The following is a 24,728-nucleotide window of genomic DNA, read 5'->3' as shown; positions in this document are numbered from 1 at the left end:
ATTCGCTTTTTAAATTCTAACATTATGAAAAAAATTGTCTTTGCATTATTCGCTTTCTTGGCAGTTCAGTTGAGCATGGCTCAAGATAAACAAAACACGGCTGCATTACAGCCTAAAGAGATAGCCGCTACCGAAATGGAGGCTTTATTAAAGGTGGTTAAATTAGACGACAACTTAAAAACGAGTTTTACCCAACTTTTCATCATGCGTGCAGAACAAGTTCAAAGTGCTACCGATGAATCGACAAAAAAAGCAATTTATGAGCGTTATGGTTCTAAATTACTTTCTGGTTTAAACGACGAGCAACGTCAGGCGCTGAAAGCCAACACAGAATTGTATCAAAAATTGATTTTCTATAAAGGATAAAAAAAGAGGTCAGCTGACCTCTTTTTTTATAATGCATAATTAATATTCAGGGCGAAGCGAAATTTAGCTTCTACATTGCCTGCAATTAAATTTTGCCGCAAAGGCAGTAACAGATTACTTCCCAAAGACCACTTCCCTATTCCCCATTCAAAACCAATTTTCGAAAAAAGAATAGAACCGGCGGTTTCCTGAACCTTTTGTCCGTGTTGAACATTAAATTCATACACTTCTCCATTGAGTCCAAATTGCGGTGAGAAAGTATTTTGCTGACGTTCCCACAAGTAAAAAACGGTTCCCCCGTAATTGAATTGGTTTCCAAATCGATAGCCTTTATCATTTTCTGATTTAAAGGTATAATTCGCCATTAGATTTAAGCCAAAAGCTTTTTTTTGGAGTGTATATTCGGTTAAAATTAAGCCATCCCAACTCCCCGTACCCAACTGATATCCTGGATTGATACTTCCGTTGTTACGCATATCATAAGTTCCTGTGGGTGCTTTTACTCCCCCTCCCAAATGCCAAGTATGGGAAGCAACGGTAGAATCTTTTTTTACATTTTGGTACACCTGATACAGTCCCATAACCGTTACATCGCCAAGGCCCGAGATAGGTTGTGTTCCGTTTACGGTTTGTCGTTGATGAAAATGATAGGGTACAATGGCAGAAACTTGAATCTTTGACGTTATGGGAATACGTGTCCACAATTGCGTCGTTTGATAATACTCATCATACCAAGGCGAATTAGAGTACAATCCATCATTGGTTTTATAATGTTGGTAAAAATACCGCACCCCAATAAAATTGGAATTCAACAACGAGGCAAATCCCAAACTTCCCCCGCTTGCCGAACAACCACAGGAATCACAATCGTCAAGTGCGGCAGTAGGGAACCTAAACACATGGGTCCAACTCGGTGATGGCAAGGTATCCTTTGGTGATGCCATGACAAAGGTTGAAATCAGTAAAAAAACTATATTTTTCATATTAAAATTCTGCAAATCGGGGATCATTTAAATACTGATGATCGGTCAACGTTTTTAAGAACGCAATAAGCTTCGATTTTTCATTGGTTGTTAGTGGAATTCCCAGGGTCGTTCCATTCACTAACAATGGATCTAAATTTGGCGTTTGTGCCACGCCCGAACTATAGTGGTCCAATACTGCTTCAAGGGTAAAAAATCGCCCATCATGCATGTATGGCGCTGTGAATTCGATATTGCGCAAACTAGGTACTTTAAACTTATAGCGGTCTTGTTCTAATTCGGTAACACGGTAACGTCCGACATCATTGATTTGAGGATTGATAGGAAGACCATTATTTCGAAAAGAATTGTCCGTAAATAAGTCCGTTGCATGACAGCTTGCACATTTTTGATTAAAAATTGCATACCCTTCCAACTCAACAGAGGTCAATATGCCACCACTTTCGCCACGTCGGTAATGATCAAAACGCGAATTAGAGGAAACCATCATTGCCATAAATTGTCCTAGGGCTTTTAACATATTTTCGGCGTTTATTAATCCATCAGGAAAGGCTCTTTTGAATAGCGTTCGATACGTATTGTCTTGACGCATCATATTTAGGGCTGTTTCAAAATTACCATTCATTTCAATGGGACTTGTAAAGGGAATGATAGAAAGTAAATCCAAATGATTGGTAGCGCCATCCCACATGTAAACCGATTGAAAGGCCATATTTTGTATAGGAGGCGTATTTCGTGTGCCTTCCAAATTATCTACCCCATGACTCACACTGTGTCCGTGATGGGTAAATGCATCCGCTTGAATATGGCAAAATCCGCAAGAGACTAGACCGTCAGAAGACAAACGCCCCTCATAAAACAGTTTTTTTCCTAGCTCAAACCCCGCCTGTGTTGGTGGGTTATTTCCATAATTGTATACCGCATCTGGAAAATTACTGGGTTTTGCGGTGTCGAGTGGGACATCAATATATTGCGCTTCCTCATCAGTAGCACAAGCCGTTAAAAGTCCAAGGGCTAACACCCCTATGATCACCTTTTTCATAGTATAAAGAAGATAAAAAAGGCGCCCGAAAGTCGAACGCCTTTGGATTTATTTAATCATTATGAACATGATCAACGGTAAACATGTTGGCGATGTTGGCGGTAACAAGAGCTAAATTTGGTCCCCCCATAACATTGGCTGCTGCGCCAGAACCTTTGGCTGCTGTCAACGAAATTTTGTTGGTACCATCAATTAAATGCGATACATCTGCCATAATATGCACTTGTGGCGTGATGTTGGTGCGAACTAAAGCATTGGATGGTAAGTTAAGCGTCACCGTCGTATAGTTGTAATCTGTTCCTGTTTGTCCAGTATGTACCCTGAAATTCGTGTCCGTCGTTACTGTTGGAGAAGTAAAAGTACCTTCAAAATTGACAAATTTATAACCCGCACTCCATGACCACATCATACCGGCATTTTGGGCTTGGGTTAGGAAATCGCCTTGTCCTGCAGCTCCAAGATTAAACTGCTCTTGATCAACTCCAATTCCGAAAGTTACTTTGGTATAGTTCCCCGCTGGAATATTAGGTAAATCAAGTACTAGTGAAGCAGCTGTTAATTCGTCTACAATAAAATAACTCTGACTTTTAGGATACGTAAACACGGTGCCATCGTCTTTAGTAAGCTTAATATTACTCACGATGTATTTCATTTTTGACACCTTCACTACCTCCCCATTCGTATTGGTATAAGGAGTATTCATAGCCAAATTGGCTGTTTTATAGATATTATCAAATTCTAATTTTAATGTCCCCTCACCGGTGATGTTGTTGTTTGTATCGTCGTCATTTGAACAAGAAGTTAGCGACAATGCAGTAAGTGCAACCATACAAAGAGCTGCTTTTTTTAAAATATTTTTCATGATTTAATTTAAATTTAAACAATAGTAATAGAGTGATGCATTTTATAAAAAACACATCAAGAAGTACAGCACAACACTGTAACTATCGAAGAAAGCAAATTAAACCGTTGGGGGATGAAAAACGCCAATTTCGGCTGAAAATTGGTATAAATTGGAATACGAAAAGATTGAAATTGTATGGGCCATTGAATGAAAAGCAGTGCTACTTTCGTGAACATTTGCTTGCATGAATGGGAATTCCCATTCCACTTTGACTTGGCTTTTATTGTTTTTTTGATTGGAGTCTTCTTGTTCAGAGGCTTTTGCTAATTGTTTCATCAAATGACATTTACCGTTACAAGACAACTTCGGTTTGGCTTTATTTTCACACAAAACAGTACGAATATAATCGTAATTCAATATGTAGTCAACCACTGGCATTACAGGGCGAAAAAGAAAAACAAAAACGATAAAAATTACACCGATTTTCACATTACAAAGATATAAATTCTTGGCGCAAATTAAACCTTATTTATTATTTTTGGTCCTTATAAAAAATGAGTTCAAATGAAAGCTATTTTTACTTTAGTACTATTCCTTTTTTTACTCCCTGTTTCCGCTCAATTGCAAAAATCAGGCACTCCACAAAAATTAACTTTTGAGGAAAAAGTGACTGTTCTCTTCAATCGTTTAACCAAGGATATCGTTTTGGAACCGGGACAAGGGGAAAAAATCAAACCCCTTGTAGAAAAGATTGTTCGTGACCGTGAAGCCTATGTTGCCGAGTTGAAAGGAAAGAAAGACGATGGCCGATTAATGACAAAGGAACAATTACAAGCGCGCCGTGAGAAGAGACAAGCTGAAGAGGATGCTTTTAAAGCCGAGATGAAAAAGATACTTACGGAAACACAATACCAAAAATTTGAGGCGGGATTAAAGCGTAAACGAACACCTGAATCTGAAAATTCACTTGAGATTAAGAACTAATTGTTCAATCTTTTGATTTTTTTGGATTTATAGCAAAATAGTTTACCTTTGATTATCAATTTAGATTTTTATAGTTATGAAAAAATTACTCCTTAGTTTTGCTTTTTGTATGATGGCCACATTAAGCATGTCGGCTCAAGACAAAGAATTATCTGTACAAGCAAAAGCAAAAAACGATATGGTTGCTTTAGCCCAAGTGGTAAATTTACCAGAAAACCAGCGAGAAGATTTTTTCAGACTTTTCGAAATGAAATACGAAGTATTGGACAACAAAAATCTTTCTGCTGAGCGAAAGATTGAAATGAGTCGTGTGATTGAAGCAAAAATTCGAGGCACACTAACACCACAACAAATGGCCCAATTGGAAGCCAATCCAGAACTTTTAAATCGACTTGTAGGTAAGAAAATAAAATAAAAATAAAAAGCTCCTTTCGGAGCTTTTTTTATTTCAATACTGAAGTTACTTTTCCGACAGCTTCAATGGTCCTGTCTAAATCATCGTAGGTTAGCGCATCGGTGATAAACCAGGTTTCATAGGCAGAAGGAGCAATGTAAATACCCTCCTGTAACATGCCGTGGAAAAATGCTTTAAACCGTTCGTTATCCCCTTTTTTTGCGGTTTCAAAATCGATGACTGGAGTTTCATCAAAGTGAACTGAAATCATAGACCCTAATCGATTAATCGTATGTGGTAGTCCTGTTTTTTGTATCACGGTTGCCATCCCCTCGTGCAGATAGGCTGTTTTTTGATCAATTCGATTAAAAACATCCCTATCCTCGTGTAAAGCGGTCAACATGGCTAGACCAGCAGTCATAGCTAATGGATTTCCGCTTAGCGTTCCCGCTTGATACACAGGACCAACTGGGGCTAAATAATTCATAATCTCTGCTCTAGCTGCAAAAGCCCCCACCGGAAGTCCACCACCGATAACTTTCCCAAAACAAACGATATCGGCAGCAATAGACAAGCGCTCTTGTACACCCCCAGCAGCAAGTCGGAAACCCGTCATGACTTCATCAAAAATCAACAAAGCTCCCTGTTGGGTACACAACGCGCGAAGTCCTTCTAAAAATCCGGGTAAAGGCGGCACGCACCCCATATTTCCTGCAACGGGTTCGACGATAATAGCGGCAATTTGTTGCGGATTGGCAGCAAATAAATCGGCAACCGCTGCTACATTATTGTAAGGCGCTAGCAAAGTATCTTGGGCGGTCCCTTGCGTGACTCCGGGGCTGTTGGGTGTTCCAAATGTGCTCGCACCGCTACCGGCTTGAATTAAAAAAGAATCCGAATGGCCATGATAGCACCCTGCAAATTTGATAATCTTATCGCGTTTTGTAAATCCACGCGCTAAGCGAATGGCGCTCATACAGGCCTCTGTTCCTGAATTTACAAAACGAATTTTATCAATATTGGGTACCATTGCAACGGCTAGCTCCGCAATTTGTGTTTCCAATTCGGTCGGCATTCCAAAAGAGGTTCCTTTTTCAGCGCGTTCTTTGATAGCAGTGATCACGGGTTCATAAGCATGCCCTAAAATCATTGGCCCCCATGAATTAATGTAATCTATCAAACGACGGCCGTCTTCATCATACAAATAGGCTCCTTTGGCCGATTTAACAAAAATTGGAGTACCCCCTACTCCTTTAAAAGCGCGTACTGGGGAGTTTACGCCTCCTGGAATTACTTTTTCAGCGGCTGCAAACAGCGCACTACTTCTTTGGTATATCATTTTATTCTAAGCGTAAGATTTGACCGATGGCTAATGCGGTATCATTTAAATTATTTTTTGATTTTAACACCTCAACAGGGATACTGTATTTTTTGGAAATGGAATATAAGGTATCACCTTTCGCTACAACATGCTGTTTTTCAGTCGTGTAATCACTTTTAATTGGGAGTGTTGCACTTGAATTAATCGTATTTGTTATTGAACTTGCTCCGAGTACTTCGACATCAAAACGCTGCAATTGGTAGCGTTCAATCAATCCAATTAACTTAGTAGGATACGCTGGATCAGTGGCATACCCTGCGGCTTTGAGTCCTTTGGCCCAGCCTTTGTAGTCGGCAATATCCAAGCGAAATAAATTGGCATAGCGTTCACGGGTCACCAAAAAAATTGAATGATCTTTAAACGATTCAAAAGGATCACTGTATTTACGAAAACATTCACCTACTGCATCATCGTCATAACTAACACTAGGTCCTTTCCATTCCTTATGGCATTTGATTCCAAAATGATTGTTGGCTTGAACGCTTAGAGGCCCTGTTCCAGCCCCCGATTCTAATATTCCTTGTCCTAAAGTGATACTTGCAGGAATCCCGTAATCGACCATTTCTTTTTTGGCAATTTCCTTATACTTTTCAATATAATCCATCACCATCGCTGTAGTCACTTTGACGGCTGTGGTGGCTTCCAAAACTTCAATTGTAGGCTTATCCGCTTGCGAAGATGGAGCGGGCGTAGGATCGATTTGAACCGGTCTTGAGGGTGACTGAGTTGTCGGTGAAGTGGTTGCAACGGGTCGCTTGGTTTTTCGCGGATCAGTTTTTGTGGTTTGTGCGGTAGGTTTGGTCGTTCGTACGACAGGACGCGAGGAACCACAAGCCGTTAGGACTAATAACACGACAAAAATACAAATGAATCTATACATGAATTTGAAGCGTAATTTGATTTTTTTGTTTGAGCCTTTCATTCATGGCGGGGATTCCTTGTAACCCTCCTGTGTGAATGGCTAGTATATTTGCTGATTTTGGGAAAAAATCGTTTGCCAATAAATCTACTAAACCATACATCATTTTACCGGTGTAAATCGGATCCAACGGCACCTGATGTTTTTGATAAAATTGATTGATAAAACGAATTAATTCGGGACTTGTTTTGGCATAACCTCCAAAGGTATAGCCTTGAATCAATTCCCAATTCTCCTTTTTTGCAAAATTACGAATATCTTCTCTTAAAAAATCCCCAATTAATGCAGGAAATCCTAAAATTTTTTGATGGGAAAAAGCCCCTTCACTCAATCCTGAAAGCGTGCCTCCCGTGCCTACAGCACACACAATGTGCGTAAATGATTGGTCTTCGGGCAGGATCATTTCGGCGCATCCCTGAACGGCCAATGCACCAGTACCCCCTTCTGGTAAAATAAAATAATTGGGATACGTATTGCACCAGTAAGTTGGGTCCGATTTCAAAACCCGAAAAGCATCTCGAGACAAAAACTTGAATTCCATACCCCAATGTTGTGCCGATTGGAGTGTTGGACTCCATGAAGTGGTATGTTGAAGTTCATCCCCACGGATTATCCCTATTGCTTTAAAACCGAACTTTTTAGCAGCATAGGCTGTTGCAGCGATATGATTGGAATGTGCGCCACCAAATGTCAGCACACCTTCATAACCCTCTTGAAGAATGTGTTGGATATTGTATTTGAGTTTTCGCCATTTATTACCCGAAATCGCTGGAAAGAGAAGGTCTTCCCGACGCAGGGTGACGGAAATGGTGTCGTGTAACTCGAGTTTTTGCGAAATCGCTTGCATGGAACAAAAGTACATAAAAAAAGGAGCCTTTAGGCCCCTTTCATATTAGCGAACACGCTCGATAACGACTTTTTTACTGAGCGAATGCCCCTCTATTGTTTTTATACGGGCGATGTAAATTCCTTCTGCCAGTGAACCCGTAGCAAATTCATATTGATTTTGACTACCCAATCCTTTTTTGGTAAATACATTTTTTCCAAGCATATCATAAAGGCTCACTTCTGAAAGTTCGTATTGCGTTGGGTTACTGATGACTAAAAGCTGTTCTTGATTGTTTTGTAAAATATCCAATCGTCCTCCATTAAACTCGCCATTGGAAAGGGCTTGATCTGTAAATGTGATTTGATAACGGTTGTTATTTACCCCGGGTTGTAAAGTGAATGCATACGGTTGATTTTTGATGTCATGATACAATCCTGTTTCGGCATCATAGAGGAAAATATCTTCTGCCATATCAAAGTTTACGATATCTTTTACCATCATGGTGAAGGTGGTTGAAGCATTGCATTTGAATCCAACATTGATTCGTTTGCTGCTATCAAATGCCGTAGTAGCGTGCACATAAGGCTCATTCTCCAACACTATGTACATATCCATCGGTAAGTTGGCTGTTGTGTCTGGAGATTTCGAATCGGCACGATCGACACCGTCAATGGCATTGGGTAAAAAACACAACGCGACTTGTCGTACAGCATTTCCGCCCAAGGAGGTATTGACGGTAAAATGCGGTGTAGGAGCGGCACTTAATTGTGTATAATCAATACCCGCCACATTTGGAATATTGCCAAAACTTGCAATACCAGCTGAATTTGCTTCATTACTAAGACGTTCAAACTGGGAGAAATTGGCAGCTCCCTCTTTCACAAATACCCGATGAGCATTTCGCATTATCGCTGAACCATTGGAAACGCCTCGTACCATAAAACCTTGTCCTATCGGGGAAAATCGACGTTGGTACATGTTGTTGGGGGAACTGAAAACGGAGCCTTGGTTACCTCCCAAATCATAGGTGTAAAAAGTAGCTGGAGTGTAAACACTTGTGGTACCGTTGTATACACCATAACCTCCACGGTAATCTACAATGTTATGTGAGTTGACAGTTTTGTCGTGTTCCCAAAACAGAGCCGTTCCGTCTAAAGAAGAATTGGCGGGATCATTCAAGAATAAATTTAAGTCAATCGCTGAAGGATAGGGATTACCTGTAAGGGTTGAAGCCCCATTGGCAACATTGATTACAATGGTTCCATCATTGGGTTTTCCCCGAAAATCATAGCGCTGGGCATTCCCAGGATTATTAGCAACGGTTTCTCCAGGATTGGTTGCATCGGTACCCGAAACCCCTTTCATGGTAAAACCTTCGCCAGGTGCGATATTGGTTGTTCCTGCGGACTGCACCCATTGTGAATAATTGTTAGAAGATAAAAATCGCCAAATCCAATAGGTCGCAATAGTTAGAGCAGCTGCAGACGACGACCCATTGTAAGTTGCTGAAGATAAGGCAGCAGGAATAGTGGTTGTTAATGTTGTGGGGGTACCTAACATACTCACCCCAAAATTTTCATTTCCAGAACCTGCTGAAGCATTTCCTACGGGTGCGCACCAATAATTGTAGGCAAAAGCATTGCTTGTACCCTCTTGAAAAACCGACAGTCGGCCCAAACCTCTATTGGTTGATGATCCGGCAGTTCCTTGAAGGAATTGCGCCTCATTCCGTAGATATAAAAAACTGTTGGCTCCATTGAGCTCTAAATTTCCACGTGCAAACAACAAAGCACCTTTGTTGAAAACATAGCTATTATTAGACACATACAATTGTGCACTAACATAGGTCGCAGACGACACTAAACAAATAAATAATAGTACTATTTTTTTCATAATCAAAAAGTTTATGTTGTAAATGTAGGAATATACTTCTTATAATCGACGTAAATACCAAAAAAATCGATGAAATGCATGTTTTTTTAACAAAAAACTTGGGTTTTTCAACTTTCCTTATGTAACTTCGATTTCAAATTTAACAAAATAAGGATTGAAAATGAAGGTTTTATCCGATTTTATATTCCCTTTTTCAATAATCGAGGGACTTGAGGTAAAAATGGATGCCATTGGAAAAAACTGTTCACAACAATTTTTACGTAAATCAAAATGAAAAATCTATAGTTAATGATTTTAGTTCAACGAGTGCAAAAACAACCAAAGAAGTTATCCATTGTTTTTCAGCAATTTAGTAAAAAACAAATGGTTGTATATCGACTTTTTTGTGAGAAAAAACGTATTTTTTGCATTTCAACAGAAAATCTAACAGTTAATCGACTTTATCATTGAATCCCAATTTTTTGTAGAAATTTTGTAATCGAAAAAAGCACAAAAAACAGCAAGGTATGAAACAAATTTACAATTACTTAATGCTTATTACTCTTTTGAGTTTTACTCATGAGATAAATGCACAGAATAACTGTGCTGTGGCATTACCTATTACTGTCAATGGCCCATGCCTTAGCGGGTCGGTTTCAAACGGTACTGATGATGCCCCGCTGATAAATACTTGTAGTACTGGGCTAACTTTTCACAGAGATCGTTGGTATACTTTCACTGTCAGTGGTGGACCCGCATCTGTTACAATTGTGGGTACCACAACCAATCAAAACTTGTTATTACAACTTATTGGATCAACGGGTTCATGTGCTGGTTTATCGACTATTTCGTGTGCCAATGCCAATAATGCAACCAATTCAGCTCAAACAGAAACGATTACTACAGGACCTTTAGCCAATGGTATTTATTACATTAAAGTTGTAAACATTGGAAACAACAACAACATGAATCTATCCTCGCTGTGTGTTACCGCCAGTCCTCCTTCCAATAATAGTTGTATTACCGCTACTACACTCCCATGTGGCACTACAAATATGAACGGAACCACTTTTGGTACAAATGGTTCAACCAACCATAATACGGGATGCAGCATGAGTAACAATGGGGTTTGGTATACCTTTACAGGCGACGGATCAACAACTACAATCACATCAACTGCAAATGGTAGTTTTGATCATGAAATGGCCATTGCAAGCGGATCATGCCTCGGCTTAACCAATATTACTTGTCAAGATTCTGGATTTGGTGGCGGAACGGAAAGCTATACTTTTAATACTACACTAGGGACCACTTACTTTGTATATATTGCCAATTGGGATGCTGCCTCTAATGCAACAGGGAGTTTCACCATTTCAAGAACTTGTGTGACACCCCCTGCAAATGATAATTGTAGTAGAGCCATAACACTAACCCCCGCAACGAATTGCACTTACGCAACTTACACGACCCTTGGTGCTTCTGATTCTGTTGGACCTCCAGCTCCTGGCTGTGCAAGTTATGCTGGCGGTGATGTGTGGTTTCGCGTAACGGTTCCTGCTTCGGGTATTTTATCTATAGATACGCAAACAGGCGGTATTACCGATAGCGGTATGGCAGTATATTAAGGAACCTGTGGGGGGTTAACCCTTGTCACCTGCGATGATGACTCTAGCGCTAATGGTTTGATGTCTAGTATCAACTTGACCGGTCAAACCCCTGGGGCTACCTTATTTATTCGTGTTTGGGAATATGGCAATGACAGTCCTGGCACTTTTGGTATTTGTGTGACTACTCCTGGCCCCCCTGTAAATGATAGCTGTGCTACGGCTGTAGCCTTAAATACAAATCCAACCACCTTTTGTACTTCTTCTACCAGTGGAACAACTGTACTTGCAACGAATTCACTAGCGGGTTGCGTTGGTAACGCCGATGATGATGTTTGGTATACTTTTGAAGCTTACGAAACGTCACATACAGTCACTGTTACTCCAGGCACACTAGCAAATGCGGTACTTCAAGTGTATAGTGGCTCATGTTTGAGTTTAACCTCTTTGGCTTGTATAAACGCTACTACGGGGAGCTTGAACGAAACCACGACACTTACAGGTCTCACGGTTGGAGCTACCTATTATATTCGAGTCTATAGTTTTGCCAATGGTATTGGTCAAGGAACTTTTAGTATTTGTGTTACTACCGCATGTACCCCTGGAGGTGGAGTGGGAACAAATTCTACAGGATGTCCGACCAACGTCGCTGGAGGTTTAGGATTAGGGGGCGTCGACCCCGCGCCCATTACAACTTGTGGCGCTTCTACTTGCACCACTTTGGAAGCTACCTATAAGAACTTAGGCGATACCACCAATTATACGGTTGAATCTATACCCTACGCCCCCCCTTATCAATTTGGTTGTTTAGCCAATTCGGTAAGTATTAACGTAGATGATGTTTGGTCAGGTTTGGTATCTATTCCGTTCAACTTTTGTTACTACGGAAACACCTACAACCAAATGTTGATTGGTTCCAATGGGGTTGTTTCGTTTAACACCACCAACAATACCCCTGGAGGCTATAATAACTGGGCCTTTAGCACCAACTTGCCAAGCCCCTCCCTATTCTTAAATACAATATTTGGAGCTTATCACGATATCGACCCCAGCGTGGGTGGAGAAGTAAGTTGGGAATTGGTCACTATGCCTTCGGGATGTCGTGCCATGATTATTGGCTGGAGCGAAGTACCCATGTTCTCGTTTGCTTGTAACAATTTAATGTATACCGGAATGATAGTTTTGTATGAAAATACGAATATCATTGAAGTGTACATTAAAGAAAAACGGGTTTGTGCCTCTTGGAATAGTGGTAATGCCGTTATTGGAATTCAAAACAATACGGGAACTGCAGGTGTGGTAGCTCCTAATCGCAACTCATTGGATCCTGATTGGACCACCACAAACGAGGCTTGGCGTTTTATGCCTGCTGGACCTTCGATTACAACGATAACTTGGTTTGAAGGTGTGGGAACATCAGGTCCTGTCGTGGGAACCTCTCCCACCCTTACTGTTTGTCCAAACCAAACAACTACTTATACCGCTCGTATTCGCTATACTTTCTGTAATGGTGTGATTATGGATGTCACCGACGATGCAACCATTACAGTCAATAGTCGTAAAATTTGGAACGGTTCGGTCGATACGGATTGGAATAAAGTAAATAATTGGACTCCAAACACGAGTATCCCTAACAATGCCGATTGTGTTATCATCCCTGTTACTGCAAATAATCCTGTCATTTCAGGCAGTTCTTATCATGCTTTTGCTGGAAACTTGATTGTACAAACAGGAGCTACCTTAACCGTAAATGCATCGAATACCATTACGGTTACCGATTGGGTTAATGTTCAAACAGGGGCGCAATTCAACCTGTTAAACAATTCTAGTTTGGTACAAATCAACAACGTAGCCAATACGGGCTCCATCAACTATACCCGCAATGCCAACATTCGTCGTCAAGACTACGTGTATTGGTCCTCCCCTGTAGCCGGTTTTAGCACGAGTAACATTGGTGCGCCTACCACCTCGGGATTAATCTGGCGTTGGAACCCTACCATTGCTAATCCCAACGGTGGGCAAGGCAACTGGGAAATGGCTGTGGGCAATACGATGACTGCGGGTAGAGGGTATATTGTTCGGGGTCCTGACTCCTTTGGTAATGTGACGCCACAAACGTTAGTCAACACTTTCACGGGCGTTCCCAATAATGGAAATATCACTACCGCTATAGCGCGGGGCTCTGACACCAATACGGCTTATCATACAGGATTGAATGGGACTGAAATCACCAACTACAGTGACAACTGGAATTTGGTTGGAAACCCCTATCCTTCGGCGATTCGCGCAAGTCAGTTTTTGTTCAATAACCGAACAAAAATCATGGGGAACATCAAAATTTGGACCCATGGTACTTTACCGTCACAAATCGCGAGTCCGTTTTACAATACGTATATTTATAATTACAGTCCCGGGGATTATTTGACGTACAATTTTACCGGTACATCGTGTTGTCCTGCTGCTTCTAGCGATTATTTCATAGGTGCAGGCCAAGGATTCTTTGTTCAAATGATTGACGGCCCTGCGACGACCGACACCGTTGCTTTCAACAATGGATTACGAAGCAATACCTTTGACAACACCAACTTCTACCGAAGCAGTGACTATATCATTGAACCTCCCGTAAATGTTGAACTTGAACGCCATCGCTTCTGGCTCGACATTGTGAACAGCAGCCGACAATCGGAACGAACATTGGTGGGGTATGTACAAAGCGCCAGCAATGGAAAAGATAACTTCTTTGACAGCAACACAGCGATTTTGGGATCCATGAGTATCTTTTCACTCATCGATACTGAAAAATTCCAAATTCAAGGACGGGCTTTACCGTTTAACCCGATGGATGAAGTTCCCGTTGGATTCCATGCACCCGCCGCAGGACAATATCACATTGCCCTGGCCGCCGTTGACGGAATGTTTGCCGATCAAGATATTTTTATCCGTGATAAGGATTTGAATGTAGTACACAATTTAAAAGTAAGTCCGTATCGCTTTACGACCACAGCGGGAACTCGTTCAAATCGCTTTATCATTATTTACAACAACGGTATGAAACAATCAGTAGCGGCTGAAGATGAAGTAACCGTTATCACTCAAGAGACTATACAAGTAAGTTCTGCCCGCGAAGTAATTGCCTCCGTCACCGTTTTGGATATGTTGGGTCGCGTTATTGGTCAATATGATCAAATCAATGCTTCACAGTTTGAAGTTCCCCATCTGACACGCAACCAAACCCCATTGCTAGTGCAAACTCGATTGGCCAACGGAATCATTACCGCTACAAAGATTATTTTTTAAAATAAAATAAAAAGGAATACAACGACCTTCGCTTGAGATAGTGAGGGTCGTTTTCGTTTGCATAAGCCTCACGTTCAAAAGAAATGGCTCGGTACGCCTCCGTTCGATCGCGCAGCACCATCCAACGCCCTAAAAACTCCAGGACATACCAGACATAAAAAAACACCACGAGCAATTCGCGTTGTTGATGGATATGTATGCGCTCGTGAGAAAGCAAATGCGGATCCAACAAAGCATCTTTTGATCGCACGATAACAAAAGGGAAAATGGTAATGGCCCGAAATCCAACAGGCGTTAAATATTTGGCAACGATGACTTTCATTCTTGCAAAGTTGTTAATTTTGTAGGTATGAATGACGCTCTCCATCCGAATAATCTCAAAGAAGGCGAAGATTTTTATCTCAGTCCCGAAGGATTTCGTGTTTTTACCGAACGCTACCATTTGAAGCGTGGGTATTGTTGCAAATCGGGTTGCCGTCATTGCCCTTATGGTTTTGATAAAAGTACGGGCGACATTCGACAAAACAAACAAACCAACAAACCAAGACATTAGATTAATGACCTTTCACGAACAACTACTCGAGGGAATCCCTAAGGTTTTACCCCAACCGAAACCGTATGATCCGGCAATCAATCACGCGCCCAAACGCAAAGAAATCTTAAACGAAGAAGAGAAAAAGTTGGCGCTCCAAAATGCCTTACGTTATTTTGAACCGCAGCATCATGCCGAGCTTATTCCTGAATTCAAAGAGGAGCTCGAAACCTACGGCCGCATTTACATGTACCGTTTGCGTCCCGACTACCGCATGTATGCGCGTCCGATTTCGGAATATCCTGGCAAAAGCGAGCAGGCCAAAGCCATCATGCTCATGATTCAAAACAACTTGGATTATGCTGTTGCACAACACCCGCATGAATTAATTACCTATGGGGGTAATGGTGCTGTGTTCCAAAACTGGGCACAATACCGCCTTACTATGAAATATTTGGCCGAAATGACCGACGAGCAAACGCTTGTCATGTATTCCGGTCATCCCATGGGACTCTTCCCGTCGCACAAAGATGCCCCGCGCGTGGTGGTGACCAACGGTATGATGATCCCCAACTACTCCAAACCCGATGACTGGGAAAAATTTAACGCACTGGGCGTTACCCAATACGGACAAATGACAGCGGGGAGTTATATGTACATCGGACCCCAAGGTATCGTACACGGAACCACCATTACCGTACTCAACGGTTTCCGCAAAATCAAAAAGAGTCCGAGTGGCAACTTGTTTGTGACCTCGGGGTTGGGAGGCATGAGTGGTGCGCAACCCAAAGCAGGCACTATTGCGGGTTGTATTACGGTTTGCGCTGAAGTCAACCCCAAAATCACCCGCATCCGCCACGAACAAGGTTGGATTCACGAGATTATCGAAGATATCGACGCACTTGTAACCCGCGTTCGTACAGCCCAAGAAACCAAAGAAGTGGTATCCATCGCTTACCTTGGGAATATTGTGGATGTATGGGAACGCTTTGATGCCGAAAACATTCACATTGATTTGGGTTCTGACCAAACCTCGCTACACAATCCGTGGGCGGGCGGTTATTACCCGATGGGATACAGCTTTGAAGAATCCAATGCCTTGATGGCCCACCAACCCGAGAAGTTCCGCGAGGAAGTCCAAAAAACACTCCGTCGCCATGCAGCAGCCATTAACAAGCACACGGCCAAAGGCACTTATTTCTTTGACTATGGCAATGCGTTCTTACTTGAAGCGTCTCGTGCTGGGGCTGATGTGATGAACGACCATCCGACGTTGGGTCGTGAATTCAAATTCCCAAGCTACGTGCAAGACATTATGGGTCCGATGTGTTTTGACTATGGGTTCGGCCCCTTTCGTTGGGTTTGTGCCTCGGGCGATCCCGAAGACTTAAAGAAAACCGATGCCCTAGCTTGTGCGGTGTTAGAAAAAATCATGGAAACCGCTCCCGAGGAGATTCGCCAACAAATGGCTGACAACATCCAATGGATCAAAGGAGCACAAGAGAATAAATTAGTGGTCGGTTCACAAGCCCGGATTTTGTATGCTGATGCCGAAGGGCGTATGAAAATAGCCGAGGCCTTTAACCAAGCGATTGCGCGTGGCGAGATTGGCTACATCATTCTTGGCCGCGACCACCATGATGTTTCAGGAACGGATTCGCCGTATCGCGAAACGTCCAACATTTATGACGGTTCCCGTTTTACCTCCGACATGGCGATTCACAATGTGATTGGCGACAGTTTCCGAGGGGCGACTTGGGTATCGATTCACAACGGTGGCGGTGTCGGTTGGGGCGAAGTAATGAACGGGGGCTTTGGTATGGTTCTTGATGGGACTGCCGATAGCGATAGACGCCTGAAATCCATGCTGTTCTGGGACGTGAACAACGGAATTTCCCGCCGCAGTTGGGCCCGCAATGAAGGCGCTATTTTTGCGATTAAACGCGCCATGGAAGTGGAACCGCTTTTGAAAGTGACGCTTCCCCATTTGGTAGACGAAACCTTGTTGTAGCCTATTTCCACTTGGAAAGAAGCTGCACTTTAAATACCAATTGTTATGAAAAAACTATTTTTACTCACCGCAGTTTTGGCGTTATGCTTAACGTCCTGTAGTACCATTCGGGTGAATGCTGACTATGATAAGAATGTCACATTTAGTCAGTACAAGACCTATGCCTATCAAAAAGCGGCCATTGACAAAGCGGCCATTTCGGACTTGGACAAGCGGCGTATTTTACGTTCGATCGACGAGGTGATGGCTACGAAAGGCTTTACCAAAAGTGAGACGCCCGATTTAATTGTGTCCATTTTCACTCAAGAGAAAGAGCAAGTCGATGTTATCCAATCACCCATGTGGGGCTGGGGTTGGGGCTGGGGCTGGGGCGCTTGGGGTTGGGGCGGTGGCTTCAACAATGTGTACCAGTATGTCGAGGGAAAACTGACCATTGACTTCAGAGATGCCAAAACAAAAGAACTGATTTGGCAGGGCGTCGGCGAAGGCGAACTCACCAAACGTACGGAGAAAAAGGACGAGAACATTAAGGAGTTTGTGACTCAAATCCTGGCGGAATACCCCCCGCAGTTAAAAACCAAATAAGTACAATACCAAAGAGCAACCGAAGCACACCCCTGCTTCGGTTTTTTTTGTACTTTTAAGTACCCATTCCACGCCATGAACAAACGCCTGATTTCGCCTGTAGCCCTACCCCGCTCAGAAGCATAGAAGCTCAGTAGCTCAGCCACTTATTTCCTTATGCAACGCTCTTGGTAATTTTTAACCACCTTCTTATTCAGAAAACAATCTTTTGTATATTTGAACAAAGTTACTCATGACAACAAAAGAGCACATATTAAAAACGTTGAAATCCAACAAATTAAAACTTACGAAGTTTGGTATTCGTAGCGTTGGCCTTTTTGGTTCATACCTCCATGGAGAACAATCAAAAGAAAGTGATATCGACTTGTTGATTGATTTTGAACCAGAGAAAGAAAACTTCGACAACTATATGGCAGCCTGTGATTTGTTTGAAAAAATATTCAAGAATGAAAAAATTGAAGTGGTAACTAAAAATGGATTGAGTCCCTATATTGGTCCGAAAATCTTAAATGAAGTTCTATATGTCTAAAGAACCAAAAGAATACCTAAGACATATTCTTGATGAATGTACCTATATCATTTCTGTTAGTAGCGATTTGGAATACGATGTTTTTTTAAATGATGAAACCCTTTAAAGAGCTATTGTCAGAAGCTATGAAATTATTGGTGAAGCAACTAAGAAAATCCCTGCCGATTTTAAAGTTAAATCGAATACAATCCCATGGAAGAATATGGCAGGAATGAGAGACCGCTTAATTCATGATTACATGGGGGTTAATTATACTATTGTTTGGGATGTTATAAAAAATAAAATACCCAACATGAAGCAACAAATTTCTGAAGTCCTTACCTAATACCACCCCGCCCACCCGCTCTGCGAAGTCTCCCGCGCTGATAAGCAACCCACCCGCTCAGAAGCTTAGAAGCTCAGTAGCTTATCAGCTCTAAAAAATCCCAGTAACGATTGTAGAATTATTGTTAATTTACAGAAGCAACTTATCCAACCACTATCGGTGATTTTTCAAAAACATCTGATTTAATTAAAACAATTAATTTTTATAATGATAGTGTTAAGCAAAAAAACAACAATTGTAATAGAGAAATTACGATCGTTAAAAAATTACCTAGCTAGATGATTGATTAAGAGAAAGTAATATATTTGCAGTATGAAAAGAATAGTCACAAAAGAATCAATAATGAAATCTATAACCAAAATGGTTGCAGATAAAACTATTGTTCGTTCTTTTTTGAAAGGAAATACTTCTATTGAAGCAGTAACTCAAAAAGGTATCAAATTTGCCAAACCGTTATAGCTACACTTTTAACGAAGATACAAGCACTTATAATTTTACTACTAAAAACAACATCGAATATAAAGTTGTATTTATAATTGATGAAACTCTTGATTCTGTATCTGAAAATGCTATTGAAAATGTATATCAGGTAATTATAGAAAAAGTTAGTGATGCTATTGAACCCTTTGATAGTGCTGTTGGACGAACAATTGATAACATCATAAAATCTTTCTTTGAGAATGCTCAAAATTCATTAATTTATATATGTTCTGAAGATGAAGAAAAGGCAGAAATTAGATTTAATGTATTTGATAGATGGTATTTAAATAGCACTTTCAACAAATTTGTAACGAAAATTGATAATGTTATTAATTTTGAAGTTAATGGAGAAACATACTTGCTTTATACTTCTTTATTATACCATAATGACAACCCAAATATTGAGTATGTCCTAACTGCATATAATAGTATTGAAGAAGTTTTAAATTCAAAATAAAAATCACCCCCAACATCAGTAACTGTAATACTCTCCATACTGCAAAATCACCCAACTCCCCAGCAATCCACCCACTCAGAAGCTCAGCAACTCAGTTTCTCAGCAGCTTAGCAACCCACTCTGCGAAATCTCCTGACTTCGTAGCACCCCACCCACTCAGAAGCTTAGCCACTCAGAAGCTCAGAAGCTCAGCAGCTCAGCAACTCAGCAGCTCAGCAACTCAGCAGCTTAGCAACCCCTTTCACTGTTAGCTCCTATCACATCGAAAAAACGAAACGGAACTCAGTCAATGCAAAAAAAATATAGTTCCTCCCAACGCGTTTTTACCGCATAACGAGTCATCATTTTTCGATGGTTTTTTATGCTTTTCGAGGGTTTTTGAGGGTTGTTTTTAAAATAATTTTCATGGACTCCTCATGGACTATCTATGGCGTATCTATGGCGCATGGTAGGAGGAGGATAGGCGCACCGCATTTTGAGTGCTAGGGCCTCGGAATTTGGTATACATAACAGGCCTACGCGCTGCACACCATGCCACAGTATTTTACGCTAAATCCTATCCCAACTTTACACCGTACTACTTCATCCCGAAATAGGATTACACCCACCTCCCCAAATCTTTTATTGCCCTTTTGCGGAAACCCGCAAAATTACTCCTTAACCACGTCTTATTTTTGAGGTATAGGAAAAATACTTACGTAAAACAGGAAAAATCCTAGTGACGGTTGTAGAATTATTTTTAATTTGCGATTAGATTAAGAAAATCAGACTTAGCCAGCCGTTATGCCTTTTTATAAAAAACAGACACTAAAACACATATGCCTATACTGAATGACATAATAGATTGGGTAGTTAACAAGCCTTTATTTTGGCAAGTAGCTGTTGACCGATTAATTAGAAATAATGAACTTACTGAAACCGATATTTCTGAATTAAAGGAAATTTGTAAGGTTGATTTTGGACTTTCTCATTTTGAGTTTGATGTCGTTGACTTTGATGATTTAAGAGATTTTGCTGACAACTCTACAAATGCTGACAATATCATACTATCCAAAATCACTAACATAGATAATATAAATGCTTTATGTAAGTCAAGTGAATTAAAATTCGCACCAAGTGGACTAACTATTGTTTATGGAGATAATGGCTCAGGTAAATCAAGTTATGTTAGTATTTTAAAGCATTCCTGCAACACGAGAGGACTCAAACCTAAAATAAACTCCAATTTATATGACCCAACTAGTGCTGGAAATGATAAAAAAGCAAGCATAGAATATACTTCTGATGGAATAAATTTCTCAACTGTTAATCTTATCAATGAAGCAGTAAGTGAAAACACTTTAAAAAAAATTGATGTATTCGACACATACAGTGCAAATCATTATATAGAGGGTGAAGATGAAATAGCTTTTATACCTCTAGGTCTCTCAATTGTGGAGAAATTGGCAGAAGCTGTAAAAAATATTGAAACACAACTAACCCAAGAGCTTTCCAATCCATCCATGCAAAAGTTTGATTACGGACTTTTACAAGTTCCAGAAGAATCAACTGCAAAATTATTTCTTGATAACCTAAATGCAGACTCAACTTTAGATGAATTAAGAGCTGAATCAAAATGGAATGCTACAAAAAACGAAAGAATTGAAACTCTTGTTAAGGATGTAGAAAAATTAAAAGCAACAGACCCGAAGACAAGTTTAAAATCTAATGAGGAGAAAATCAAGCGATTTGAAATTTTGAGAAATAAATATCAAAATTTAGAGAACAATTTAACAGGTCAATCCCTTAACAATCTAACTCAGATTTTAAATGGTTTTTGTATCGCTAAAAAGGCTTTAGAGGAATCCTCAAATACAGCATTTTCAGATTTACCAATACAAGGTGTTGGAAATAATGCTTGGAAAATTTTATGGGAAAGTGCAAGGAAATTTTATAACGAAAGCACTCAATCAGAAAACTTTCCAAATGTGTCAGATAATAGTAGTTGTCCTCTTTGTCTTCAAGCCTTGGAAGTCCAGGCACGAGAAAGGTTCACAAAATTTGAAGATTTTGTAAAAAATGACATTCAAAAAACATTTGACGAAGCCAAAGAAAGGTATGATTTAGCAATTGAAAGTTTGTACAAACTTGATTTTGATTTTGAAGAACAAGCCCCTATTTCTCTTGAATTAGATGAACTAATTAAAAATTATTCGGAAATGCAATTAGATTATTTAACCTTACTTTCACAGCAAAAGGCGTACATAGTTGGATTATTTAATTCAATGAAAACCATTGAAAACATTAATGCCATTGAGGTTGACATCACGCCAAAGACTTTAATTCAAGACTTAATTAACTCCTTATCTGAAATAAATGAAAAATTGAAAGTTCAATCTATTGACGAAGATTTAAAGCCTTTATTGAAAGAACTTAATCAATTATATGGTGAAAAGAAAATTTACGAGCATAAACCAAAATTAGGTCGAGAAATTTATCGACAAAAAAAGGTTGCCTTGCTTAATCAATGTATCAGTAAATGTAATACCCGAACAATTACCACATTAAGCAATGAGCTGACAACACGTTATGTAAATCAGAATCTTAAGCAAAATTTTAAAGAGGAATTAGGTAAACTCGGTTTTAAAAACATTAAAATAGAAACTGAAACAAAAGGACAAAGAGGAAAACAGTATCACTATTTAAGACTTGATGAAAACAACTCAAATAATGTTGCTTTAAAAGATATTTTAAGCGAGGGAGAACATAGATGTATCTCTTTAGCTACCTTCTTTTCTGAGTTATCTATTTCAGAACATAAAAGTGCAATCATTTTTGATGACCCTGTTTCTTCGCTTGACCACAAATGGCGAAATAAAATATCGAAAAGAATTACAGAAGAAGCTCTAGAAAGACAAGTAATAGTGTTTACGCACGATATAACCTTTCTTCTAATGATTCAAGAACATTCGGAAAGTATAAATTGTGCGTTAGACATAAAAAGTCTAACAAGGAAAAAAAAGGAAACAGGGTTAATAGCCAGCAACCCACCTTGGGATGCTTTACCTGTTGGAAAACGTATTGGACTATTGAAAAGTGCATATCAACAACTAGAGAAAATTGAAAGAACCGAAACAGAGGAAGTATATAAAGAACGAGCTAAAGCTCTCTATGGTAAGCTTCGAGAAACTTGGGAACGATTTATAGAAGAAGTCTTTTTAAATGGTGCAATCCAACGATTTGGTAGAGCAATTCAAACTCAAAGGTTATCAAAGATTATTGATTTAACAGATAATGATTACAAAATAGTTGATGACAATATGAGCAAATGTTCTACTTACTTTACTGGTCACGATACAGCAGGATCTTTGATTGAAGAAATGCCAGACTCTGATGAATTTCTTGCGGACTTAACTATTTTAGAGAATTATGTAGCGGAAATACGAAAGCGAAGAAAATAGCAAGGCATAACAGCAGTTTGGCAAAATGGCGGGTTCAGCAGTTAATTGAAGATTTAATCTCACTTCAACTTTTGTGGTATATTGACAGTTTTATGCTCTGAAATCTCCCTCTCTGAAAATCTAAACATTACAACAAATTTTAAATCAAACTTATGAGTAATATAGACCAAATAACACTAAATATTTTAACGGCAAAATCACAAGCTGACAAAGCAATTAATTCTTTAAAAGGAATTCTAGTAGGTATAAATCTCGATGGTGAGGTAAATGAGAAAGAAATAAATGAATTAAAAAAATGGGCTCAAACTCACAATAATTTAATTTCGAGAAATCCATTTAACGAGTTCATGTCAATAATTGCAGCTACAAGCACCAATAGCATACCTTCATCAGAAGCCATTGAAGACTTGTATTGGCTTTGTCAAAAATATGAAGCCGATAATTATTATTACAATGTAGTAACTACTGACCTTCAAACTCTACAAGGACTTTGTCATGGAATTCTAGCCGATGGAGAGATAAATGAAAGAGAAATACATGATTTACATAAATGGTTAGAAGATAATGATCATCTCAACACATATTACCCATATGATGAATTAAGAAGTATAATTCTCTCAATTGTATCTGATGGAAAAATTGAGGAAGAAGAAATTCTTGTACTTAAGGCTTATTTCAATCAATTCATTAAAATTAATGATAAAGAAGTTTCTGAAAAAATTAAAAATGAAACATCAGGTATAAATATTTTTGGTCTTTGTTCAAGTGAACCTAATGTAGAATTTAAGGGTAAAACATTCTGTATTACTGGTGTACTAAAAAGAGGAAACAGAGAATCATTGCATAATGACATCTTAAAACTTGGAGGAATCCCTACAGAGTCTGTAAATAAAAAAACTGATTATTTAATTGTTGGTGATAATGGTAATCCTGCATGGGCATTTGCTTGTTATGGTAGAAAAGTAGAGAAAGCACTAAATATGCGAAAAGATGGACATACAATAGTTCTAATTCATGAATTTGATTTTTGTGATATAATTGATGACTTGTTGTAAAAATGTTAGATTTAGATGTGAGTTATGTTAGATATTTTTAAAATAAATGTTTAAAATTCACAGGGAAAGTTTTAAATTAGACAGGATACTAATTATCTCTTTGCCCACCTAATCAGGTTTGTGGATTGAAATTATGTCACAGTATATGAGATTTAATATAAATTAAAGTAGAAGCCCTTTTGGATTTGCATGACTCACAAAACAATGCATAATAAAAACTAAACAGCTAATTTTATTCAACGCACTATAAGACTATATGGAATTAACAGAGAAACTTTTAACAGAACTACAAAGACGTTTGAAAATTGGTAATCGCAGAGGTGTTCACTTAAATGCTATTCCTGCAAATTCCAGATATAAGTTCGATTTAAATAGACTTTCTCATATTGATAAAAATTTACCTGACAATTTCATTAAGGCTTTACTTTCTGAACAGCCATTAAAATTTAGAATAAGTTGGAAAGATAATGTGCCAGACCTTAACACTTTATTTGAAGAAGAGCAGACGCAATTAGTTAGAATTACAAAAGCTTTTGAAAATCTGATTAATCAAACTGAGTGTAGCCTTCCCTAACATTTTTAGGGAAGGCTACATAAACTTTTACCCTCCTCCACTAATCCACAGGCATTCATATAACACAACAACCTTAAATTTTAAAAAAAACAAAATTCAAAATTCCAACCGATAACTGAAGAACGATCAAAACAGGACGGTTTTCAGTGTATTCGTGCACATACGTTTGTAGGACGTCCTCGGCCTAATAGAAAAAAGCGTATCTTTTCAAGGGTTGGAGCGGCA

The 24,728-nt window shown here is 39.5% G+C and carries 24 protein-coding genes; 15 read left to right on the top strand and 9 right to left on the bottom strand.

All coding sequences use genetic code 11. The annotated features are described in order from the left end of the window. Nucleotides 1-24: 24 nt before the first annotated feature. The gene (locus tag O9316_RS09540; protein WP_298203909.1) at nucleotides 25-366 is read left to right on the top strand and encodes a hypothetical protein; all 342 of its coding nucleotides are present in this window, start codon (nucleotides 25-27) and stop codon (nucleotides 364-366) included. A 26-nt stretch (nucleotides 367-392) separates the two neighbouring features. Here O9316_RS09540 and O9316_RS09535 read toward each other — a convergent pair whose 3' ends face one another. The 4 genes from O9316_RS09535 to O9316_RS09520 form a co-directional block, all read right to left on the bottom strand. Next, entirely contained in the window at nucleotides 393-1,349 is a 957-nt protein-coding gene (locus O9316_RS09535) for a transporter (RefSeq protein ID WP_298203908.1), read from the bottom strand. 1 nt (nucleotide 1,350) lies between these two features. Further along, entirely contained in the window at nucleotides 1,351-2,391 is a 1,041-nt protein-coding gene (locus tag O9316_RS09530; RefSeq protein WP_298203907.1) for a cytochrome c peroxidase, read from the bottom strand. A gap of 52 nt (nucleotides 2,392-2,443) precedes the next feature. Continuing rightward, nucleotides 2,444-3,253: an MbnP family protein gene (locus O9316_RS09525; RefSeq protein ID WP_298203906.1), complete on the bottom strand. Its 810-nt coding sequence runs from the start codon at nucleotides 3,251-3,253 to the stop codon at nucleotides 2,444-2,446. 99 nt (nucleotides 3,254-3,352) lie between these two features. Further along, nucleotides 3,353-3,571 carry a hypothetical protein gene (locus tag O9316_RS09520; RefSeq protein ID WP_298203905.1) on the bottom strand — a complete coding sequence of 73 codons (219 nt, stop codon included), beginning with the start codon at nucleotides 3,569-3,571 and terminating at the stop codon, nucleotides 3,353-3,355. A 228-nt stretch (nucleotides 3,572-3,799) separates the two neighbouring features. Between O9316_RS09520 and O9316_RS09515 the strand changes: the two genes are divergently transcribed. After that, nucleotides 3,800-4,219 (top strand): hypothetical protein, encoded by a 420-nt coding sequence (locus tag O9316_RS09515; RefSeq protein ID WP_298203904.1) that lies wholly within the window; start codon nucleotides 3,800-3,802, stop codon nucleotides 4,217-4,219. A gap of 76 nt (nucleotides 4,220-4,295) precedes the next feature. Beyond that, nucleotides 4,296-4,634, top strand: coding sequence for a hypothetical protein (locus tag O9316_RS09510; RefSeq protein WP_298203903.1), 339 nt, complete (start codon nucleotides 4,296-4,298; stop codon nucleotides 4,632-4,634). Between the two features lie 28 nt (nucleotides 4,635-4,662). Here O9316_RS09510 and hemL read toward each other — a convergent pair whose 3' ends face one another. From hemL to O9316_RS09490, 4 genes are read right to left on the bottom strand one after another with little or no spacing between them, the layout of a single operon-like run. Further along, nucleotides 4,663-5,952, bottom strand: a complete 1,290-nt coding sequence (gene hemL, locus O9316_RS09505; RefSeq protein ID WP_298203902.1) for a glutamate-1-semialdehyde 2,1-aminomutase — start codon at nucleotides 5,950-5,952, stop codon at nucleotides 4,663-4,665. Between the two features lies 1 nt (nucleotide 5,953). Beyond that, nucleotides 5,954-6,874, bottom strand: a complete 921-nt coding sequence (locus O9316_RS09500) for a glucosaminidase domain-containing protein (RefSeq protein ID WP_298203901.1) — start codon at nucleotides 6,872-6,874, stop codon at nucleotides 5,954-5,956. Continuing rightward, nucleotides 6,867-7,760 carry a 1-aminocyclopropane-1-carboxylate deaminase/D-cysteine desulfhydrase gene (locus O9316_RS09495; protein WP_298203900.1) on the bottom strand — a complete coding sequence of 298 codons (894 nt, stop codon included), beginning with the start codon at nucleotides 7,758-7,760 and terminating at the stop codon, nucleotides 6,867-6,869. Before O9316_RS09495 ends, O9316_RS09500 begins: the two co-directional genes overlap by 8 nt. A gap of 45 nt (nucleotides 7,761-7,805) precedes the next feature. Next, nucleotides 7,806-9,635, bottom strand: coding sequence for a T9SS type A sorting domain-containing protein (locus O9316_RS09490; RefSeq protein ID WP_298203899.1), 1,830 nt, complete (start codon nucleotides 9,633-9,635; stop codon nucleotides 7,806-7,808). 506 nt (nucleotides 9,636-10,141) lie between these two features. Here O9316_RS09490 and O9316_RS09485 point away from each other — a divergent pair. Together O9316_RS09485 and O9316_RS09480 are read left to right on the top strand one after the other, a co-directional pair. Then, nucleotides 10,142-11,239, top strand: a complete 1,098-nt coding sequence (locus O9316_RS09485) for a hypothetical protein (protein WP_298203898.1) — start codon at nucleotides 10,142-10,144, stop codon at nucleotides 11,237-11,239. A gap of 60 nt (nucleotides 11,240-11,299) precedes the next feature. After that, on the top strand, nucleotides 11,300-14,515 hold the full coding sequence (locus tag O9316_RS09480) for a hypothetical protein (RefSeq protein ID WP_298203897.1): 3,216 nt from the start codon (nucleotides 11,300-11,302) through the stop codon (nucleotides 14,513-14,515). Here O9316_RS09480 and O9316_RS09475 read toward each other — a convergent pair. Continuing rightward, nucleotides 14,505-14,837, bottom strand: coding sequence for a hypothetical protein (locus O9316_RS09475; RefSeq protein WP_298203896.1), 333 nt, complete (start codon nucleotides 14,835-14,837; stop codon nucleotides 14,505-14,507). The two genes, O9316_RS09480 and O9316_RS09475, sit on opposite strands and share 11 nt — an antisense overlap. Nucleotides 14,838-14,864: 27 nt before the next feature. On the opposite strand from O9316_RS09475, the gene O9316_RS09470 reads away from it, so the two are divergent. The 10 genes from O9316_RS09470 (at nucleotide 14,865) to O9316_RS09430 (ending at nucleotide 24,503) form a co-directional block, all read left to right on the top strand. Beyond that, nucleotides 14,865-15,068: a DUF5522 domain-containing protein gene (locus tag O9316_RS09470; RefSeq protein WP_297518134.1), complete on the top strand. Its 204-nt coding sequence runs from the start codon at nucleotides 14,865-14,867 to the stop codon at nucleotides 15,066-15,068. Nucleotides 15,069-15,072: 4 nt separating this feature from the next. Beyond that, nucleotides 15,073-17,058 carry a urocanate hydratase gene (locus O9316_RS09465; protein WP_298203895.1) on the top strand — a complete coding sequence of 662 codons (1,986 nt, stop codon included), beginning with the start codon at nucleotides 15,073-15,075 and terminating at the stop codon, nucleotides 17,056-17,058. A gap of 45 nt (nucleotides 17,059-17,103) precedes the next feature. Next, nucleotides 17,104-17,643: a DUF4136 domain-containing protein gene (locus O9316_RS09460; protein ID WP_298203894.1), complete on the top strand. Its 540-nt coding sequence runs from the start codon at nucleotides 17,104-17,106 to the stop codon at nucleotides 17,641-17,643. Between the two features lie 232 nt (nucleotides 17,644-17,875). After that, entirely contained in the window at nucleotides 17,876-18,172 is a 297-nt protein-coding gene (locus tag O9316_RS09455; protein WP_298203893.1) for a nucleotidyltransferase family protein, read from the top strand. 112 nt (nucleotides 18,173-18,284) lie between these two features. Further along, complete coding sequence (locus O9316_RS13080) at nucleotides 18,285-18,497, top strand: HepT-like ribonuclease domain-containing protein (RefSeq protein WP_366941540.1); 213 nt, start codon at nucleotides 18,285-18,287, stop codon at nucleotides 18,495-18,497. Between the two features lie 312 nt (nucleotides 18,498-18,809). Then, nucleotides 18,810-18,956, top strand: a complete 147-nt coding sequence (locus tag O9316_RS09450) for a hypothetical protein (RefSeq protein ID WP_298203892.1) — start codon at nucleotides 18,810-18,812, stop codon at nucleotides 18,954-18,956. Then, nucleotides 18,940-19,434 carry a DUF6169 family protein gene (locus O9316_RS09445; protein ID WP_298203891.1) on the top strand — a complete coding sequence of 165 codons (495 nt, stop codon included), beginning with the start codon at nucleotides 18,940-18,942 and terminating at the stop codon, nucleotides 19,432-19,434. Before O9316_RS09450 ends, O9316_RS09445 begins: the two co-directional genes overlap by 17 nt. Before the next feature lie 818 nt (nucleotides 19,435-20,252). Continuing rightward, complete coding sequence (locus O9316_RS09440; RefSeq protein WP_298203890.1) at nucleotides 20,253-22,874, top strand: AAA family ATPase; 2,622 nt, start codon at nucleotides 20,253-20,255, stop codon at nucleotides 22,872-22,874. 152 nt (nucleotides 22,875-23,026) lie between these two features. Then, nucleotides 23,027-23,929, top strand: coding sequence for a BRCT domain-containing protein (locus O9316_RS09435; protein WP_298203889.1), 903 nt, complete (start codon nucleotides 23,027-23,029; stop codon nucleotides 23,927-23,929). A gap of 256 nt (nucleotides 23,930-24,185) precedes the next feature. After that, on the top strand, nucleotides 24,186-24,503 hold the full coding sequence (locus O9316_RS09430) for a hypothetical protein (protein ID WP_298203888.1): 318 nt from the start codon (nucleotides 24,186-24,188) through the stop codon (nucleotides 24,501-24,503). The last annotated feature ends 225 nt before the right edge of the window (nucleotides 24,504-24,728 follow it).

Source organism: Flavobacterium sp., from assembly GCF_027533505.1.
Classification (GTDB): Bacteria; Bacteroidota; Bacteroidia; order Flavobacteriales; family Flavobacteriaceae; genus Flavobacterium.
The sequence above is the reverse complement of the archived record's forward strand: the minus strand, read 5'-3'. Positions and strand labels throughout refer to the sequence as shown.